Annotated in this window: 17 protein-coding genes and 1 pseudogene; 4 read left to right on the plus strand and 14 right to left on the minus strand. The window is 62.1% G+C overall.

The annotated features are described in order from the left end of the window. Positions 1 to 6: 6 nt before the first annotated feature. Both G559_RS28690 and cobA read left to right on the plus strand, forming a co-directional pair. Positions 7 to 1008: pseudogene (locus tag G559_RS28690) on the plus strand (NAD(P)/FAD-dependent oxidoreductase); the annotation flags it as partial. Between the two features lie 136 nt (positions 1009 to 1144). After that, complete coding sequence (gene cobA, locus G559_RS0108340; protein WP_028627786.1) at positions 1145 to 1882, plus strand: uroporphyrinogen-III C-methyltransferase; 738 nt, start codon at positions 1145 to 1147, stop codon at positions 1880 to 1882. Positions 1883 to 2015: 133 nt separating this feature from the next. On the opposite strand, the gene G559_RS0108345 is transcribed toward cobA, so the two are convergent. The 9 genes from G559_RS0108345 to ppsA all read right to left on the minus strand — a co-directional run bounded on the left by G559_RS0108345 (position 2016) and on the right by ppsA (position 10489). Continuing rightward, complete coding sequence (locus G559_RS0108345) at positions 2016 to 3065, minus strand: OmpA family protein (protein ID WP_028627787.1); 1050 nt, start codon at positions 3063 to 3065, stop codon at positions 2016 to 2018. Positions 3066 to 3173: 108 nt separating this feature from the next. Beyond that, a complete protein-coding gene (sigX, locus tag G559_RS0108350; RefSeq protein WP_028627788.1) occupies positions 3174 to 3764 on the minus strand; it encodes an RNA polymerase sigma factor SigX in 591 nt (196 codons plus the stop codon). A gap of 95 nt (positions 3765 to 3859) precedes the next feature. Then, the gene (locus G559_RS0108355; RefSeq protein WP_028627789.1) at positions 3860 to 4684 is read right to left on the minus strand and encodes a mechanosensitive ion channel family protein; all 825 of its coding nucleotides are present in this window, start codon (positions 4682 to 4684) and stop codon (positions 3860 to 3862) included. 2 nt (positions 4685 to 4686) lie between these two features. After that, positions 4687 to 4941 carry a CrfX protein gene (locus G559_RS0108360; RefSeq protein ID WP_169338769.1) on the minus strand — a complete coding sequence of 85 codons (255 nt, stop codon included), beginning with the start codon at positions 4939 to 4941 and terminating at the stop codon, positions 4687 to 4689. Between the two features lie 48 nt (positions 4942 to 4989). Then, positions 4990 to 5985 carry a zinc transporter ZntB gene (locus tag G559_RS0108365; RefSeq protein WP_028627791.1) on the minus strand — a complete coding sequence of 332 codons (996 nt, stop codon included), beginning with the start codon at positions 5983 to 5985 and terminating at the stop codon, positions 4990 to 4992. Positions 5986 to 6175: 190 nt separating this feature from the next. After that, entirely contained in the window at positions 6176 to 6664 is a 489-nt protein-coding gene (gene rraA / locus G559_RS0108370; protein WP_028627792.1) for a ribonuclease E activity regulator RraA, read from the minus strand. A gap of 155 nt (positions 6665 to 6819) precedes the next feature. Continuing rightward, on the minus strand, positions 6820 to 6984 hold the full coding sequence (locus tag G559_RS30880; protein WP_245586482.1) for a Rieske 2Fe-2S domain-containing protein: 165 nt from the start codon (positions 6982 to 6984) through the stop codon (positions 6820 to 6822). An 83-nt stretch (positions 6985 to 7067) separates the two neighbouring features. Beyond that, the gene (locus tag G559_RS0108380; protein ID WP_028627793.1) at positions 7068 to 8054 is read right to left on the minus strand and encodes an alpha/beta fold hydrolase; all 987 of its coding nucleotides are present in this window, start codon (positions 8052 to 8054) and stop codon (positions 7068 to 7070) included. Positions 8055 to 8119: 65 nt separating this feature from the next. Then, on the minus strand, positions 8120 to 10489 hold the full coding sequence (gene ppsA, locus G559_RS0108385) for a phosphoenolpyruvate synthase (protein WP_028627794.1): 2370 nt from the start codon (positions 10487 to 10489) through the stop codon (positions 8120 to 8122). Between the two features lie 164 nt (positions 10490 to 10653). On the opposite strand from ppsA, the gene ppsR reads away from it, so the two are divergent. Continuing rightward, positions 10654 to 11472: a posphoenolpyruvate synthetase regulatory kinase/phosphorylase PpsR gene (gene ppsR, locus G559_RS0108390; RefSeq protein WP_028627795.1), complete on the plus strand. Its 819-nt coding sequence runs from the start codon at positions 10654 to 10656 to the stop codon at positions 11470 to 11472. A gap of 53 nt (positions 11473 to 11525) precedes the next feature. On the opposite strand, the gene prpF is transcribed toward ppsR, so the two are convergent. The 5 genes from prpF to G559_RS0108415 form a co-directional block, all read right to left on the minus strand. Then, on the minus strand, positions 11526 to 12713 hold the full coding sequence (gene prpF / locus G559_RS0108395) for a 2-methylaconitate cis-trans isomerase PrpF (protein ID WP_028627796.1): 1188 nt from the start codon (positions 12711 to 12713) through the stop codon (positions 11526 to 11528). A gap of 128 nt (positions 12714 to 12841) precedes the next feature. After that, positions 12842 to 15457: a Fe/S-dependent 2-methylisocitrate dehydratase AcnD gene (acnD, locus tag G559_RS0108400; protein WP_028627797.1), complete on the minus strand. Its 2616-nt coding sequence runs from the start codon at positions 15455 to 15457 to the stop codon at positions 12842 to 12844. Positions 15458 to 15459: 2 nt separating this feature from the next. Beyond that, a complete protein-coding gene (gene prpC / locus G559_RS0108405; protein WP_028627798.1) occupies positions 15460 to 16617 on the minus strand; it encodes a bifunctional 2-methylcitrate synthase/citrate synthase in 1158 nt (385 codons plus the stop codon). Positions 16618 to 16702: 85 nt separating this feature from the next. After that, positions 16703 to 17587, minus strand: a complete 885-nt coding sequence (prpB, locus tag G559_RS0108410) for a methylisocitrate lyase (RefSeq protein ID WP_028627799.1) — start codon at positions 17585 to 17587, stop codon at positions 16703 to 16705. Next, complete coding sequence (locus G559_RS0108415; RefSeq protein WP_028627800.1) at positions 17584 to 18306, minus strand: GntR family transcriptional regulator; 723 nt, start codon at positions 18304 to 18306, stop codon at positions 17584 to 17586. Before G559_RS0108415 ends, prpB begins: the two co-directional genes overlap by 4 nt. Before the next feature lie 305 nt (positions 18307 to 18611). Between G559_RS0108415 and rloA the strand changes: the two genes are divergently transcribed. Then, on the plus strand, positions 18612 to 19148 hold the full coding sequence (rloA, locus tag G559_RS0108420; protein WP_028627801.1) for a retropepsin-like aspartic peptidase RloA: 537 nt from the start codon (positions 18612 to 18614) through the stop codon (positions 19146 to 19148). Positions 19149 to 19153: the final 5 nt, after the last annotated feature.

Genomic DNA, 19153 nt, shown 5'->3' on the forward strand with positions numbered 1-19153 from the left:
CCTGGCATGGAGACATCCAAGCTGGTGGTGATCGGAAACGGCATGGCCGGAGTGCGTACCCTCGAAGAGTTATTGCGTCTTGCGCCAGAGCAATACCAGATCACCGTGTTCGGTGCCGAACCCCATCCGAACTACAACCGCACCCTCCTCTCCCCAGTTCTGGCCGGCGAACAGTCGTTCGAGGAAATCATCCTCAACGACCTGGCCTGGTACGCGAAGAACAGCATCGATCTGCTACTCAATCGCAAGGTGGCAAAAATCGACCGCCAGCGTCGCCAGGTGATCGCCGAAGACGGTACCACTGCCGCATACGATCGCCTGGTCATTGCCACCGGCTCCACGCCTAGTCGCCTGTCCATCCCCGGCAACCGTCTGCAAGGGGTGATTGGCTACCGCGATATCGCCGGGGCCCGCGCCATGATCGAAACGACCCGCACTCACAGCCACGCGGTGGTGATTGGCGGTGGACTGCTTGGTCTGGAAGCAGCCAATGGCCTCAAACAGCGCGGCATGGACGTCACGGTCGTACATCTGGCTGACTGGCTGCTGGAAAAGCAGCTCGACCCGCTGGCCGGCGAGAAGCTACTGCGCGCGCTGCAGGCTCGCGGTATCCGTTTCCGCCTGGGCACCGCCACCGAAGAACTGATCGACAACGGCGACGGCCGTGTTTGCGCCGTGCAACTGGCTGGCGGAGAGGTGATCACGGCGGACCTGGTGGTAATGGCAGCCGGCATCAAGCCCAACACCGAACTTGCCGAACAGGCGGGCCTACCTTGCAGCCACGGCATCCTGGTCGACGACACCCTGCAGACCTATGACCCGCGCATCTACGCCATCGGCGAATGCGCAAACCACCGCGGTATTTCCTACGGGCTGGTCGCCCCGCTGATGGAGCAGGCCAAGGTCTGCGCCAATCATCTGGCCATGCTCGGTTTCGCGCGCTACCAGGGTTCCAGCACGGGAACCCAGCTCAAGGTGGCCGGCATCGAGATGCTGAGTGCAGGTGACGCGCCCCATCCCGGCCAGGTCGCCGGCATGCGCGGCGCCTGCCCCTTGCACGACTGGCAGATCGAACTGACCAACAACGACGTGCTGGCCTGGACCTGAATCATTTAGGGCGCGAGCTGCGCCGAGGAGAATCCCGATGAACGGCAAAGTCTGGCTGGTAGGTGCAGGCCCCGGCGACCCCGAACTCCTCACCCTGAAGGCGGTAAAAGCGCTCAATCAGGCGGAGGTGGTGATGATCGATGACCTGGTCAATCCGGCGGTACTGGAGCACTGCCCCAATGCCCGGGTTATCCGCGTGGGCAAGCGCGGCGGCTGCCGCTCAACGCCCCAGGCGTTTATCCATCGCCTGATGCTGCGCTATGCGCGCCAGGGCAGGTGCGTGGTGCGGCTGAAGGGCGGCGATCCGTGCATTTTCGGCCGCGGCGGTGAAGAGGCCGAATGGCTGGCTGAGCGCGGCATCGAGAGCGAACTGGTCAATGGCATCACCGCAGGCTTGGCAGGCGCCACCAACTGCGGCATATCCCTCACCCTGCGCGGAATCAGCCGTGGTGTCACCCTGGTCACCGCCCACACCCAGGACGACAGCAACCTCAATTGGGGGGCTCTCGCGCAGTCCGGCACGACGCTGGTGGTTTACATGGGCGTCGCCAAGCTTGCCGATATTCGCGAGGGGCTTCTGGCGGGCGGCATGTCCGGTGCCATGCCCGTGGCCATGATCGAGAATGCCTCCCTGCCCCACCAACGCGAATGCCGCAGCACCCTTGGGCAGATGCAGACAGACGCCCAGGCCTTCGAACTGAAAAGCCCGGCCATCCTGGTCATCGGCGAGGTTGCCGCAGCCGAAGCTGTCCTCCCGATGGCACGAAGCGCCTAAATCTCTCTTCGCTCCTGCGAAGTCGTGTTTGCCCGGCCATGCCGGGCTTTTTTTCATCCGGATCAGCGCACGACACTTTCTTCGGGCAAAGAAAAACCCGGCCGAGGCCGGGTTTTTCTGAGGCTCAAACCAATTACTTGGCCTGGGCTTCCACTTCAGCTTCTACGCGGCGGTTAACAGCGCGGCCGTCAGCGGTGGCGTTGTCGGCAACCGGGCGGGTTTCGCCGTAGCCAACAGCGTTCACGCGCTCGGAACCTACACCGTACTGGTCAACCAGCACGTCGCGTACGGCGTCAGCACGACGCTCGGACAGCTTCTGGTTGTAGGCGTCGGTGCCGACGGAGTCGGTGTGGCCTTCAACAGTGGTGGTGGTAGCCGGGTACTGGTTCATGAAGTCAGCCAGGTTCTTGATGTCACCGTAGCTTTCTTCTTTCACCTTGGCCTTGTCGAAGTCGAACTTCACGTCCAGCTCAACGCGTACGACTTCGGCAACAGCCGGGCAGCCATCAGCGTCAACGGTAACGTTGGCCGGGGTGTCCGGGCACTTGTCGACGTTGTCGCAAACACCGTCGTTGTCGCTGTCAGCGCACACTTCGGCAACCGGAGCCGGAGCCGGCTCTTGCTTGGTGGAACCACCGAAGTTCACGCCAACGCCTACGCCAGCCATCCACTCGGATTCCTGGGCGTCCAGGTTGTACATGCCGTCCAGGCTCGCCTTGGCGAAGAAGTTCTCGGTGAAGTAGTACTTCAGACCGGTGCCAACGTTGGCGAAGGTGCTGTGATCACGACCGGAACGATCCGGAATGTTGCTGATGCTCTGGTGAGCAAAGCCGCCGGAAACGTAGGGACGCAGACCAACACCCGGAGTACCGAAGTGATAAACAGCGTCGAGGGAAGCCAGGCTGCCCTTGATGTCTTTGTGGCCGTCGACGCCGAAGGCATCGTCGGAGGTCATGTCGTGGTACTCGCCGTACGACAGAGCCAGGGAAACGTCGTCGGTCAGGTAGTAGCCTACCGAGCCGCCGTAAAGGTTGCCGTCCTCGAGACTGCGAGAACTGTCGGTGAAGTAACGCTTACCGAAAGCTTCCACCTCAACTGCGCCTTGGCCCTGAGCCAGCGCGTTCATCGAGAGAGCGGCAACAAGAGAGCCAACGGCTACGCCTAAGGTGTTTTTCAGTTTCATCCGTAAATCCCCATCATTGGTGGTCAGAAGTTGTCGAACAATCTCCAGACAACTTGGTCGGCAATTCTAGCAGAACATACCGGCCCTTAAGAGATAATTTTTCCCAAACTAAGTTTCGGAAAGGCCCGAGAATTTTTCGCGCAGTCGATCCAGTGCACGCTTGTAGCGCATTTTCGTGGCGCTCAAGCCCATATGCATAATGTCAGCGATCTCCTGAAACTCCAGCTCTGCGACAAAACGTAGCACAAGAATTTCCCTGTCAATGGGATTTACATGTACCAGCCATCGCTCCAGGCCTCCCCGCTCCTCGACTTTGGGTGCTTTCTCTTCCGAAGCCTCCTCAAGAGGATCCAGACTCAGCGCATCGAGCAAGCGTCGCTTTCGGCGCTCTTTCCGATATTGGGTAATGCACTCGTTGTAGGTGATGCTATATAGCCATGTCTTGAACTTCGACTTGCCTTCGAAGTTCTTCAATCCATAGAGCACCTTCAGCATCACTTCCTGGCAGACATCATCTGCGTCGCGGTCGTTCCCTAAATAGCGGGCACAGACGTTGAACAAAGTGCGCTGATAGCGCCGCATCAATTCTTCATAGGCGCGCGTGACATGGAACAGCTCGACATGCGCGCGCTCCACCAGCTCCTCATCAGAGAGCTCGCGTGGGTCATAGCGCAAGGAAAGCGATTGGGGCTTGTTCAAAACGGGTCGGGCCGACAGTCAGGTCAAAAGCCGCCGGGGCGCGAGGTTCGCGCACCCTGTCTGGCGGCATACATTAGCAGGGAAAAGCCGTCGTGTTAGCGGCTGGTTACCCGTTGATCGAGCAAAGTACGATTCGACACCGAAACCAGCTCACCTTCCTCGGTAAGCAGCAGGGTCTTCACCGTGCCAATTTCCTCGATCTGACCTTCGACATCACCCACCTTCACTTGTTGCCCAACCTGATAAAGCTCGCGCACATAGATGCCGGCGAGGATCTGGCCGGCAATCTCGCGGCTGCCCAGTCCCAGCGCAAGCGCCGCTGCCAGGCCGATGGAAATCAGCACGATGGCAATGACGTTGTTCAGCAGGTCGGTCTTGACCTCCAACTGGCCGATGGCCACAGAGATGCTGATGATGATGACCAAACCTTGGGCAATACGGCCCAGGCCATGGGCATACTCCAGCCCCACACCTTCCGCGGCACCCCGCACCACGCCGCTGACCAGTTGCGCCAGCAGCACACCGGCCAGCAGCACCAGGGCTGCGCCCAGCACCTTGGGCAGGTAGAGCGCCAGTACGTCCAGGGTCGCCGAAACGCGGTCCAGCCCCAGGGACTCGGCAGCAGTCACGAGGAAAATCAACAGCACGAACCAGTAGACGATCTTCCCGATCAGGGTCGAAACCGGTACCTGGATACCCGCGCGGGACAGCATCTTGGTCAGGCCAGTGCCTGCCATCAGGCGATCCAGACCCACTTTGGCCAACAGCTTCGACAATAGGGTATCCAGCAACTTGGCTACCACGAAGCCCAGCAGTACCACCACCAGCGCGCCGAACAGGCGCGGAATGAAGCCCGCCACCGGTGCCCACACCGAGGTCATGGCGTTAACGAGTCCTTGAGTCCAGGGGTCGAATTCCATGTTCAATCAGCCTTATCTGCAGAACGGACAGAAGCATTGCGGCGCGATACAGGCGCCAAGTGAGGCGAGCCATTGTTCAGGGCGATCATCATGGCCTCGAGCCAATGGCCCATCAGACTGAACAGATCCCCGGCGCCTACCTGGCGGTTGGCGGTCTTGAGAACCCGACCCAGCGTGGCGTCATCATCGTGATCGGGTTGCGGTGACGCCTTGAGCAGGTCCCGCAGGGATTCTTCGAACGGATCGTGCATGCGCACCTCGCGTGGATATGTCGGCTAGACGAGACAGGAGCCGCCCAGGTCACATCAGAGCCAACGCAGCCGACGGAAAAGCCACAACTGGAAACCGGCAATTCCCAGGATCAATACGCAGGCCAGGACGAAGCCATAACGCGTCTCATCGCCGGGGATGCCGCCTACGTTCATGCCCAGCAAGCCTGTGATGAAGCTCAGCGGCAGGAAAAATCCGGTAGTAATACCCAGCAGGTACATGGTGCGGCTGGTGCGCTCACCTTGGCGACGGCTTTCGCTTTCCAATACCAGGCCGATGCGCTCGCGGATCAGCTCCAGCTCCTCCAGGTAACGGGTCAGGCGATTGTTCAGCTCGTTCCAGTAATCGCTGTCGCCTTCGACGAACCAAGGCATACGGCTGCGCGCCAGTTGCCCGTAGATATCTCGCTGGGGAGCCAGAAACCGCTTGAGCCCAGCGGCTCGGCGGCGGACCTGCAGCATCAGGTCATGGTTCGGACGGAACCGTTCGCTGTTGTCGAGGTGCTCCTCCTGCTCATCGACCTTCTCTGACAGGTCGGCGACCAGCGAATCGACCTTGTCGGTCAGGTGCTCCGCCATGTACAGCAGCACCTCGGAAGCCACCTTCGGCCCGGTACCCCGCGCCCACTGTTCGATCAGCTCATCCGTGGCGTGCAATGGCCGCAGGCGCAGGGAGAGGATGCGCTGCGCCGAGGCGAAGATCCGTACCGAGACCATATCCTCCGGGACAGCGCCGGGATTCAGGTTCACGCCGCGCAGGAACAGCAGCAACTCGTCATCGGGCAGCGCCAGCATCCGCGGCCGGGTGCTTTCCTCCAAAAGCAGGTCGCAAGCGAACTCGGACAGCCCGCTTTGCTCCCGTAGCCAGCGCCGCGCGAGTGGATGACTGCGATCCCAGTGCAACCAGAGGCTCTGTGCAGGCGCAAGCTGCAAGTTGGCCAGCGCCTCCCGGGAGATCGGCTCGGCGCCACCCTGCCCGTCCAGCACGAAGGCATGTACCAGCCCCCACTGGGCGTTCTGCTCCTCGAACATTCAGTCTCCTTGGAAGAAAAAGCCCGGCTACCAGACTGCGTGAGGACGTCGCGAGCGAAGGTCCGGCAAGGCGAAGCCGCCGAAAAAGCGCAGTTTACGATCTGCAAATGAGCATTTTGAGGCGGCTTTCAACGCAGCGTCACCGAGCGCAGCAGTTCTCACTCAGAACTGTCCCGCCGGGCTCATTCAATCAGGCCGGCATTTCCAGGGGGTTCGGCGAAATGATGATGCCGTTGTTGTCAGCGTATACATACTCACCCGGGCGGAAGGTGACGCCGCCAAAAGTGACCACGACATTCAGGTCGCCGATACCACGCTTGTCCGTCTTCATCGGGTGGCTGGCCAGGGCCTGGACGCCCAGGTCGGTCTGGGCGATCACGTCGACATCACGGATGCAGCCGTAGACCACGATCCCTTCCCAACCGTTCTTCGCAGCCTTCTCGGCCAGCATGTCGCCCAGCAGGGCGCGACGCAGGGAGCCTCCCCCATCGACCACCAGCACCTTGCCCTTGCCCGGCAAGTCGACCTGCTCCTTGACGAGGGAGTTGTCCTCGAAGCACTTGATGGTGACGATCTCACCGCCGAAGGAGTCGCGACCGCCAAAGTTGCTGAACATGGGCTCGACGACCTGGACCAGGTCCGGATAGGCATCGCACAGATCAGGGGTAACGTATTGCATGGACTTCTCCTTGATAGCAGTTACAGATCGAGACCGATGCGGTCGCCGTCGTAGGCCAGCGGCAGACGCCGCAATGGAGGGCAAGGCGCACTGACCGGACGGCCGCTGGCCAGGTCGAAAGCAATGCCATGCCTGGAACAGCGCAGCACCCCGCCTTAGAGGGTGCCGGTGTGCAAGGGCGCGCCCTGGTGTGGGCAACGATTTTCCATGAGGATCGGCTGCTGATCAACGACGATCAGCAACAAATGCCGCCCCTGAAACTGAAAAACACCCCGGTATCCGTCCTGCAGATTGATCAGTCGTTCCAGCGCTACGAACATGGAGCCTCCACCGCTCCGCGATTCCGCCATCTTTAGCACAGCCTCCTGCCATCCGAAACTGGAAACCGTCGGCAGGCAGCGAGCTAGAGCGTCACGACCTCAGCTCCCTGAACAGCGACCGGCAGGGACTGATGCCCCAGCCAATGCGCCACCAACGGCCAAACCTCTCGCTCGGCGACCTTGCTCACCAGCATCTCGATGTGGCCGAAGTCGTCGCTGAACCCTGCGTCCCGCGCCAGACGCAGGAAGTGACGGTTCTCCTCGGGGACTTGCTCCACCAGTTTTCGGCAGGCCCAGGCCGGGTCCTGCAGATCGCCTGCAGCCGCAACAGCCAAAACGGGAACCCGCACGTCCGCCAGTCCGGCCCACCAGTCCCGCTCGGCATCGCCGAAACGACCGAACAGGCCGTGCCAGCGCATGCTTTCCAGGGCAAGACCGATGGGTTCGTCCTCGGGCCCGCGCTTGAGCCATGACCCGGAGAGCACCTCGAACCGCTTGAGCAACAGACGACCGCTCCACTCCACTGGGGGCACCTTGAGCGGCCAGTAGTTACGACTGATCTGACTGCCGAACAGCGCGACCGACGCCGCATCTCCGTCACCCAAGTAGTGCCCACCCAGGGCCGCAGCGAGTGTCGTTCCACCCAACGAGTGGCCGAGCCAGTGCGGCACCTGCCCACACTGCTCGCGAACGAATGCAGCGATGGCTGGCAGGTCATAGCGCGCGTAGTCCGCCACTCGGTTGCGTCGGTAGTGCTGGTTACGCGGCGACAGGCCGTGGCCACGCATCTCGACGATCCACACGTCGAAGCCGGTGCGTGTCAGGTAAGGTCCGAGCCCAAGCCCCTTGGGCGAGTACCAGAAGCGCCGATTGGAAAAGCTGCCGTGCACCAGGATGACCGGTACGCCACGCTCATCCTCCTGGCCAAAGCGCCCAAGGCGGGTCAGAACCAGTTCTACACTCGCGTCCGGGCTGTTGCCGGGCTTCAGGCGATAGACGTCTTCGGTCAGGTCGCCACGGAGTTCTGCGCTCATCAGCGCAACGGGAAAGAGATCACTACTGCTTTGCATGATTGCTGCTTGCACAAAAAAGGGCGGGTTTCGAACCCGCCCTTTTCGTTTCGACTAACGAAGGGTCAGGCCTGACCTTCCGCCAAGAAGAACCAGGTATCCAGTACGGAGTCCGGGTTGAGGGAAACGCTCTCGATGCCCTGCTCCATCAGCCACTTCGCCAGATCCGGGTGGTCGGACGGGCCCTGACCGCAGATGCCGATGTACTTGCCAGCCTTGTTGCAGGCGGCGATGGCATTGGCCAGCAACTTCTTCACGGCCGGGTTACGCTCGTCGAACAGATGGGCGACGATGCCGGAGTCGCGGTCCAGGCCCAACGTCAGCTGGGTCAGGTCGTTGGAACCGATGGAGAAACCGTCAAAGAACTCCAGGAATTCATCGGCCAGCAGGGCGTTGGACGGCAGCTCGCACATCATGATGACCTTCAGGCCGTTCTCGCCGCGCTTCAGGCCATTGCTGGCCAGTAGCTCGACCACCTGGGAAGCCTCTCCCAGGGTTCGCACGAACGGCACCATGATCTCGACGTTGGTCAGCCCCATCTCGTTACGCACTTTCTTCAGCGCACGGCATTCCAGTTCGAAGCAGTCGCGGAAGGACTCGCTGATGTAGCGGGAAGCGCCGCGGAAGCCGAGCATCGGGTTCTCTTCTTCCGGCTCATAAAGCTTGCCGCCGATCAGGTTGGCGTATTCGTTGGACTTGAAGTCCGACAGGCGCACGATGACTTTCTTCGGCCAGAAGGCCGCCGCCAGGGTGCTGATGCCTTCAACCAGCTTCTCGACGTAGAAGCCAACCGGGTCGTTGTAGCCGGCAATGCGCTTCTCGACGCTTTCCTTGATCTCCACCGGCAGGCTGGCGAAGTTCAACAGCGCCTTGGGGTGCACGCCGATCATGCGGTTGATGATGAACTCCAGACGGGCCAGGCCCACACCCTCGTTGGGCAGCTGGGCGAAGTCAAAGGCGCGGTCCGGGTTGCCGACGTTCATCATGATCTTGAACGGCAGATCAGGCATAGCGTCGACGGAGTTGGTGCGAATGTCGAAACCCAATTGGCCTTCGAAGATAAAGCCGGTGTCGCCCTCGGCGCAGGAAACGGTCACGCCCTGGCCATCCTGCAGCGCCTGGGTGGCGTTGCCGCAACCCACGACAGCCGGAATGCCCAGCTCACGAGCGATGATCGCCGCGTGGCAGGTACGGCCGCCGCGGTTGGTGACGATAGCGCTGGCGCGCTTCATCACGGGCTCCCAATCCGGGTCGGTCATGTCGGAGACCAGCACGTCACCCGGTTGGACCTTGTCCATCTCGGATACGTCGTGGATCACGCGAACCGGGCCGGCACCAATGCGCTGGCCGATAGCGCGGCCCTCTACCAGGACCTTGCCCTTTTCCTTCAGCAGGTAGCGCTCCATCACCGTGGCGCTGGCGCGGCTCTTAACGGTTTCCGGACGAGCCTGCACGATGTACAGCTTGCCGTCGTCACCGTCCTTGGCCCACTCGATGTCCATCGGGCGGCCGTAGTGTTTCTCGATGATCAGGGCCTGCTTGGCCAGTTCGGTCACTTCGGCGTCGGTCAGGGCGAAGCGAGCACGGTCGGCGCGGTCCACGTCGACGGTCTTCACCGACTTGCCAGCCTTGGCTTCCTCGCCGTAGACCATCTTGATTGCCTTGCTGCCGAGGTTGCGGCGCAGGATGGCGGGACGGCCGGCTTCCAGGGTGTGCTTGTGGACATAGAACTCGTCAGGGTTCACGGCGCCCTGCACCACGGTTTCACCGAGGCCGTAGGCGGCAGTGATGAAGACCACGTCACGGAAGCCGGACTCGGTATCCAGGGTGAACATCACGCCGGCAGTACCCGTTTCCGAACGAACCATGCGCTGCACGCCAGCGGACAGGGCAACCAGCTTGTGGTCGAAGCCCTGGTGCACTCGGTAGGCGATGGCGCGGTCATTGAACAGAGAGGCAAATACCTCTTTGGCAGCGCGGATCACGTTGTCCACGCCACGAATATTCAGGAAGGTCTCCTGCTGACCGGCGAAGGAGGCGTCGGGCAGGTCTTCAGCAGTGGCGGAGGAGCGCACGGCTACGGCCAGGTTGTCGTTGCCCTTGGCCAGCTCGGCGAAGGCAGTGCGAATTTCAGCGTCCAGGCGCTCCGGGAACTCGGCATCCATTACCCACTGGCGGATTTCGGCGCCGGTCTTGGCGAGGGCGTTGACGTCGTCCACGTCGAGGTTATCGAGGGCGGTGTGGATGCGATCGTTCAGGCCGCTCTGATCGAGGAAGTCACGGTAGGCCTGAGCGGTAGTAGCGAAACCACCGGGAACAGAAACACCGGCGCCAGCCAGATTGCTGATCATCTCGCCCAGGGATGCGTTCTTGCCCCCCACATGCTCAACATCGTGAACGCCGAGCTTATCGAGGGAAACTACGTACTCTACCAAGGTGATCTCTCCACTATTTGTTGGAAAAGCTCATGCGGAACAGCTCCGCAGCGTTCTGGCGTTGGTCCAGAAAAATACGTCACAATGCCGACCGGCTCGGGCCTGGCTGAAAACGCGGCCTATCATAGCCAAGAATCGTTCCTGACTTAAGGCCTTTGGCGCAAATGAAACGAACCGCTTTCTTCATCTCCGACGGTACCGGCATCACTGCGGAAACCCTTGGCCAGAGCCTCCTGGCGCAGTTCGAAACCATCACCTTCAACAAGATCACGCGACCGTACATCGACAGCGTTGAAAAAGCGCGCGCCATCGTACAGCAAATCAATAAGGCTGCGGAGCTGGACGGCTCCCGCCCGATCATCTTCGACACCATCGTGAACCAGGAGATCCGTGACATCCTGGCCACTTCCAACGGCTTCATGATCGACATCTTTTCGACCTTCCTTTCGCCGCTGGAACAGGAACTTACCTCGCACTCCTCGTATTCCGTCGGCAAATCCCACTCCATCGGCCACCACGCCAACTACATGGAGCGGATCGAGGCGGTTAACTTCGCCCTGGACAACGACGACGGCGCCCGTACGCACTACTACGACAAGGCCGACCTGATCCTGGTGGGTGTGTCCCGGTGCGGCAAGACACCGACCTGCCTCTACATGGCCATGCAGTACGGCATCCGCGCCGCCAACTACCCGCTGACCGAAGAGGACATGGAGCGCCTGCAACTGCCCTCGGCCCTCAAGCAGCACAAGAGCAAGCTGTTCGGCCTGACCATCGACCCCGACCGCCTCACCGCCATCCGTAACGAGCGCAAGCCTAACAGCCGTTACGCGAGCTTCGCACAATGCGAGTTCGAAGTGCGCGAGGTGGAGAACCTGTTCCGTCGCGAAAACATCAACTTCATCAACTCCACCCATTTCTCGGTAGAAGAGATTTCCGCCAAGATACTGGTGGAGAAAGGCGTCGAACGGCGCCTCAAGTAACGCGATCAATGATGAAAAGCCCGCTTCCGCGGGCTTCTTCATGGACCAATCATTTAGAACGCATCGCCAGGCACACGCACCCAACCTTCCATCAGCACGCGAGCACTGCGGCTCATGATGGCCTTGGTGACGGTCCATTCGCCTTCCACTCGGGCTGCTTCGGCGCCAACGCGCAGAGTGCCCGACGGATGACCGAAGCGCACGGCACTGCGCTCGCCGCCACCGGCGGCCAGGTTCACCAGGGTGCCTGGAATGGCGGCGGCAGTGCCGATGGCCACGGCCGCGGTGCCCATCATCGCGTGATGCAGCTTGCCCATGGACAAGGCACGCACCAGCAGGTCGACCTCTTCAGCCTTGACCGTCTTGCCGCTGGAGGCCAGATAGTCCCTGGGTTTTGCCACGAAGGCGATTTTCGGGGTGTGCTGCCGCGTGGCGGCCTCCTCCGGGGTCTTGATCAGGCCCATGCGCAAGGCGCCAGCAACCCGAATGGCCTCGAATCGGGCCAGTGCCTCGGGGTTTGTGTTGATGTTTTCCCGCAACTCGGTCCCGCTGTAGCCGATGTCCTCGGCATTGACGAACACCGTGGGGATGCCGGCGGTGATCATGGTCGCCTTGAGGGTGCCAATGCCGGGCACATCCAGGTCGTCGACCAGGTTGCCGGTAGGGAACATCGAGCCTCCCTCTTCCCCATCATCGGAGGGATCGACGAATTCCAGCACGATTTCCGCAGCCGGAAAGGTCACACCGTCGAGCTCGAAGTCACCGGTTTCCTGGACCTGGCCGTTGGTCACCGGCACATGGGCAATGATGGTTTTCTGGATGTTGGCCTGCCAGATGCGCACCACGCAGGTGCCGTTCTCCGGAATACGCGCCGGATCCACCAGCCCGGCATGCAGGGCGAAGGCCCCGGCGGCGGTGGACAGGTTGCCGCAGTTGCCACTCCAGTCGACGAAGGCCTTGTCGATGGAGACCTGGCCATAGAGGTAATCCACATCGTGATCGGGCTGGCTGCTCTTCGACAGGATCACGCACTTGCTGGTGCTGGAGGTGGCCCCGCCCATGCCGTCGATATGCGCGGCGTACGGGTCGGGACTGCCGATTACACGCATGAACAGCCGATCACGGGCCTCGCCCGGCACCTGGCAGCGCTCTGGCAGATCCTGCAGGCGGAAGAACACCCCCTTGCTGGTGCCACCGCGGATATAGGTGGCGGGGATTTTGACTTGAGGTACGTGGGGCATGAAGTTTGTCCTGAAAGACTATGAACGCCCTTCTCCTCCTGGGAGAAGGTGCCCGAAGGGCGGATGAGGGAAGGCAACCCCCCCTCACCCCAACCCTCTCCCGGAGGGAGAGGGGACTGTCGCGAGCCTCAGCCGACGGCTTTTTGCGACGAGGACTCGAGGAAGTCCTGTGCGAAACGCTGCAGCACGCCACCGGCCTCGTAGATCGACACCTCTTCGGCGGTATCCAGACGGCAGGTCACCGGAACCTTGATGGACTCGCCATTGGTGCGGCGGATCACCAGGGTCAGGTCGGCACGCGGCCTGCGCTCGCCGATCACGTCGAAGGTTTCGGTGCCGTCGATGCCGAGGGTCTTGCGGGTGGTGCCCGGCTTGAACTCCAGCGGCAGCACACCCATGCCGATCAGGTTGGTCCGGTGGATACGCTCGAAGCCTTCAGCGACGATCGCCTCCACACCCGCCAGGCGTACACCCTTGGCCGCCCAGTCACGGGACGAGCCTTGGCCGTAGTCGGCGCCAGCGACAATGATCAGCGGCTGCTTGCGCTCCATGTAGGTCTCGATGGCCTCCCACATGCGCATCACCTTGCCTTCGGGCTCGACGCGAGCCAGGGAGCCCTTCTTGACCTCGCCATCGACCACCGCCATCTCGTTGACCAGCTGCGGGTTGGCAAACGTGGCGCGCTGGGCGGTGAGATGGTCACCGCGGTGGGTGGCGTAGGAGTTGAAGTCCTCCTCCGGCAGGCCCATTTTCGCCAGGTATTCACCCGCCGCCGAGTTCGCCATGATGGCGTTGGACGGTGACAGGTGGTCGGTGGTGATGTTGTCCGGCAGCACCGCCAGCGGACGCATGCCCTTGAGGCTGCGCTCACCCGCCAAGGCACCTTCCCAGTAGGGCGGACGGCGAATGTAGGTGCTCATCGGGCGCCAGTCGTACAGCGGATCGACTTTCGGGCCGGTGTCTTCCTGGATGGTGAACATCGGGATGTACACCTGGCGGAACTGCTCCGGCTTGACCGCAGCCTTCACCACGGCATCGATCTCTTCGTCAGTCGGCCAGATGTCCTTCAGGCGGATTTCCTTGCCATCCACCACACCCAGCACGTCCTTCTCGATGTCGAAGCGGATGGTACCGGCGATGGCGTAGGCCACCACCAGCGGCGGCGAGGCAAGGAACGCCTGCTTGGCGTAGGGGTGGATACGCCCGTCGAAGTTGCGGTTACCGGACAGTACGGCGGTCGCATAGAGATCGCGATCGATGATCTCCTGCTGGATTGTCGGGTCCAGCGCGCCGGACATGCCGTTGCAGGTGGTGCAGGCGAATGCCACCACGCCGAAGCCGAGCTGTTCCAGCTCCTGCTCTAGGCCGGCCTCCTTCAGATACAGCTTCACCGCCTTGGAACCCGGAGCCAGGGAGGACTTCACCCAGGGCTTGCGCACCAGCCCCAGCTTGTTGGCGTTGCGTGCCAGCAGGCCGGCAGCGATCACGTTGCGCGGGTTGCTGGTGTTGGTGCAACTGGTGATGGCGGCGATGATGACAGCGCCATCCGGCATCAGGCCATCGGCCTCCTGGGCACGAGCCTTGTCCAGGTCGACGGCAATGCCGCGCTCGGCCAGGGCGCTTACCGGCAAGCGGCGATGCGGGTTGGACGGACCCGCCAGGGTGCGTACCACCGAGGACAGGTCGAAGCTCAGCACGCGCTCGTACTGCGCATCAGCCAGACTGTCAGCCCAGAGGCCGGCCTGCTTGGCGTAGGTTTCCACCAGCTTGACCTGCTCGTCGTCGCGACCGGTCAGTTTGAGGTAGTCGATGGTTTGCTGGTCGATATAGAACATCGCCGCAGTGGCGCCGTACTCCGGGGCCATGTTGGAGATGGTGGCGCGGTCGCCCAGCGTCAGGGCGGCGGCACCTTCGCCGCGGAACTCCAGGTAGGCACCGACGACCTTTTCCTTGCGCAGGAATTCGGTAAGCGACAGCACCACGTCGGTGGCGGTGATACCCGGCTGCGGCTTGCCGGTCAGCTCGACGCCGATGATCTCCGGAAGGCGCATCCAGGACGCGCGACCGAGCATGACGTTCTCGGCTTCCAGGCCACCCACGCCCACGGCGATCACGCCCAGGGCGTCGACGTGCGGGGTGTGGCTGTCCGTGCCGACGCAGGTGTCCGGGTAGGCCAGGCCCTTGTCGTTGTGGATGACCGGCGACATCTTCTCCAGGTTGATCTGGTGCATGATGCCGTTGCCCGGCGGGATCACATCGACGTTCTTGAAGGCCTTCTTGGTCCACTCGATGAAGTGGAAGCGGTCCTCGTTGCGACGGTCCTCGATGGCGCGGTTCTTCTCGAACGCTTGCGGATCGAAGCCCCCACACTCCACGGCCAGGGAGTGATCGACGATCAGTTGCACCGGCACCACCGGGTTGACCTGAGCGGGGTCACCGCCCTGGTCGGCGATGGCGTCGCGCAGGCCAGCCAGGTCCACCAGCGCGGTCTGGCCGAGGATGTCGTGGCAGACCACACGGGCCGGGAACCAGGGGAAGTCGCGCTCACGCTTGCATTCGACGATCTGCGTCAGGCACTCATTGAGGATTGCCGGATCGCATTTGCGCACCAGGTTCTCGGCATGCACACGGGAGGTATAAGGCAGACGCGCCCAGGCGCCAGGCTCGATGGCCTCGACCGCCGCACGGGCGTCGAAGTAGTCCAGCGCCGTGCCGGGCAGGCTCTTGCGGTATTGGCTGTTCATGGTTATGGGCGATCCTTGAGCGGCACGAATTTCAGGTCTTCCGGGCCGACGTAGTTGGCGCTCGGGCGGATGATCTTGCCGTCGATACGCTGCTCGATGACGTGAGAGGACCAACCGGAGGTACGGGCGATCACGAACAGCGGGGTGAACATGGCGGTAGGCACGCCCATCATGTGGTAGCTGACGGCACTGAACCAGTCGAGGTTGGGGAACATCTTCTTGATTTCCCACATGGTCGACTCAAGACGCTCGGCGATATCGAACATTTTGGTGTTTTTCTGCTCGGCGGAGAGCTCGCGAGCCACTTCCTTGATCACCTTGTTGCGCGGGTCGGACACGGTGTAGACCGGGTGGCCGAAGCCGATCACTACTTCCTTCTTCTCGACGCGGGCGCGGATGTCGGCTTCCGCCTCGTCCGGGTTGTCGTAGCGCTTCTGGATCTCGAAGGCCACCTCGTTGGCACCGCCATGCTTCGGCCCACGCAGCGCGCCGATGGCGCCGGTGATGCAGGAGAACATGTCGGAACCGGTGCCGGCGATAACGCGGGAAGTGAAGGTGGAGGCGTTGAACTCGTGCTCGGCGTAGAGGATCAGCGAGGTGTGCATGGCGCGGACCCAGGAGTCGCGCGGCTTCTCGCCATGCAGCAGGTGCAGGAAGTGACCGCCGATGGAATCGTCGTCAGTCTCCACGTCGATGCGCTTGCCGTTGTGGCTGAAGTGGTACCAGTAGAGCAGCGCCGAGCCCAGGCAGGCCATCAGCTTGTCGGCGATGTCACGGGCGCCCGGGTGGTTGTGATCATCCTTCTCCGGGGACAGGCAGCCCAGCACGGAAACGGCGGTGCGCATCACATCCATCGGGTGGGCGGACGGCGGCAGTTGCTCCAGCGCGGCCTTCACGCCAGCCGGCAGGCCGCGCAGGGCCTTCAGCTTGGACTTGTAGCCAGCCAGCTCGGCAACGTTCGGCAGCTTGCCATGCACCAGCAGGTGAGCGATTTCCTCGAACTCACAGTCAGTAGCGAAGTCGAGAATGTCATATCCGCGGTAGTGCAGGTCGTTACCGGTGCGGCCAACGGTGCACAGGGCGGTGTTGCCGGCAGCGGTGCCACTCAGGGCCACGGACTTCTTGGGTTTGAAGGCAGTGGTATTTTCGGTAGCGCTCATCGCGTGATTCTCCTCATTTCAATCCGGTTGCTTGTGTCTTGTTTTATCCGCGGGCCGCGATGCTGAGAACGCGGCCCGCGTCCGGTTACTTCTTGGCGGCGAACAGGGCGTCGAGCTTCTGCTCGAAGGCGTGGTAGCCGATACGGTCATACAGCTCGGCGCGCGTCTGCATCAGGTCGATAACCTCTTTCTGATGGCCATCGCGGCGAATGGCGGTGTAGACAGCCTCAGCCGCTTTGTTGGCGGCACGGAAGGCCGACAGCGGGTAAAGCTGGATGGCGACGCCGACCGAAGCCAGTTCGTCGCGGGAGAACAGCGGGGTGGTGCCGAACTCGGTGATGTTGGCCAGCACCGGCACACCCAGCGCATCGACGAAGCGCTTGTAGGTCGGCAGATCGTAGGCCGCTTCGGCGAAGATGGCGTCAGCACCCGCCTCCACGTAGCGCAGGCAGCGCTCGATGGCGGCATCAACACCCTCGGCCTGAATGGCGTCGGTGCGGGCGATCAGGAAGAAGTTCGGGTCGGTCTTGGCATCGGCAGCGGCCTTCACGCGATCGGCCATTTCCTCGGTGGAGACGATTTCCTTGCCCGGACGATGGCCGCAGCGCTTGGCGCCGACCTGGTCTTCGATATGGGCAGCAGCAGCACCCGCCTTGATCAGGCTCTTGACCGTGCGCTCGATATTGAAGGCACTGGGACCGAAGCCGGTGTCGATATCCACCAGCAGCGGCAGGTCACACACGTCGGTGATACGGCGCACGTCGGTGAGCACATCATCCAGGGTGTTGATGCCCAGGTCCGGCAGGCCGAGCGAGCCGGCGGCAACACCGCCACCGGACAGGTAAATGGCCTTGAAGCCGGCACGCTTGGCCAGCAGTGCATGGTTGGCGTTGATGGCGCCGATCACCTGCAGCGGATGCTCCTCGGCAATCGCGTCGCGGAAGCGCTGGCCGGCGGTTTTCTGACTCATGACTCACCTCGTGTTTTGGACGGGTTGGCGAGCGCTTCCTTGTAGTGGCGCTCGATATTGCGCTTGGAGGCACCGATGTGACGGCGCATCAGCAACTCGGCCAGTTCGCCGTCTCGGTCGGCGATGGCATCGAGAATTCGGTGGTGCTCGTTGAAAGCCTGGCGGGGCCGGTTCGGCACCGTGGAGAACTGAAGGCGATACATGCGCACGAGCTGATAGAGCTCACCGCACAGCATCTGGGTCAGGGTCTGGTTGCCGCTGCCCTGGATGATCCGATAGTGGAAGTCGAAATCGCCTTCCTGCTGGTAGTAGCCACGCCCTGCCTGGAAGGCCTCGTCGCGCTCGTGGGTATCCAGCACCCGACGCAGTTCGTCGATCTCGGCCTGGCTCATGCGCTCGGCGGCCAGACGGCAGGCCATGCCCTCCAGGGACTCACGGATTTCGTAGAGTTCGATCAGCTCGGCATGGCTGAGCGACACCACCCGCGCACCGACATGCGGCACCCGCACCAGCAGGCGCTGCCCTTCCAGGCGGTGGATCGCCTCACGCAGCGGCCCGCGGCTGATGCCGTAGGTACGCGCCAGCTCGGGCTCGGAGATCTTGCTACCCGGGGCGATCTCTCCACGCACGATGGCGGTCTGGATACGCCGGAAGACACTCTCGGCAAGCGTTTCCGAGTCCAGCGGTTCAGCGACGGGGTTTTCAGTGGCGCCCAGCATGATTGTCGACACATTCTTGTTTGGTGAAGCAAAATTACTGCTAAAAAAGCTAGCCTGTCAAACCAAACCCGACCAATTGTCGACAATCCATCTTGAGCCCGGAAATTCCATCTACACCATCACGCCCTGAGCTTTGGCGGCATAAGCGTCTGTCGCGTCGGAAAATCCGCGTGTTAGAATGCGCGCCGCCAGCGCCAGTCTGGGCGCCAATGACTTGCCTGCTAGACTCCCAGACCAGGCGCCGCAGCCAAGATGGCCGTGGGCCGGGCTCCTGGACCGATGACCGCGTTACGTTCAAAGGACTTATGACACTCAAGCCCTTCGCCCTGTTTGCCTGCCTGCTCGCCCTCCCCAGCCTTGGCCTCGCCACCGAGAAGACCGTTTACGGCCTCAACGAATACGCCAAGCTGAAGGATCTCGACCTGGAAGTCGCAGCCAAGCTCGATACCGGCGCCAAGACCGCCTCCCTCAGTGCGCGCGACATCAAGCGCTTCAAGAAGGATGGCGAACCCTGGGTGCGCTTCTACCTGGCCATAGACGATGCCCACGAACATCCGATCGAACGCCCCCTGGCGCGAATCAGCAAGATCAAACGCCGCGCCGGCGACTACGACCCCGAGGAAGGCAAGACCTACACTGCACGCCCGGTCATTGAGCTGGAAGTGTGCATGGGCACCGCCTTGCGGCATATCGAAGTGAACCTCACCGACCGTAGTGCTTTCCAATACCCGCTTCTGATCGGTTCCGAGGCGCTCAAGCGCTTCGATGCACTGGTCGACCCGAGCCTTAAATACGCTGCCGGCAAACCCGGTTGTGCCACCGACGCAAACTCTGACGAGTAACCCAC

The organism is Metapseudomonas resinovorans DSM 21078 (assembly GCF_000423545.1).
GTDB classification, from domain to species: domain Bacteria; phylum Pseudomonadota; class Gammaproteobacteria; order Pseudomonadales; family Pseudomonadaceae; genus Metapseudomonas; species Metapseudomonas resinovorans.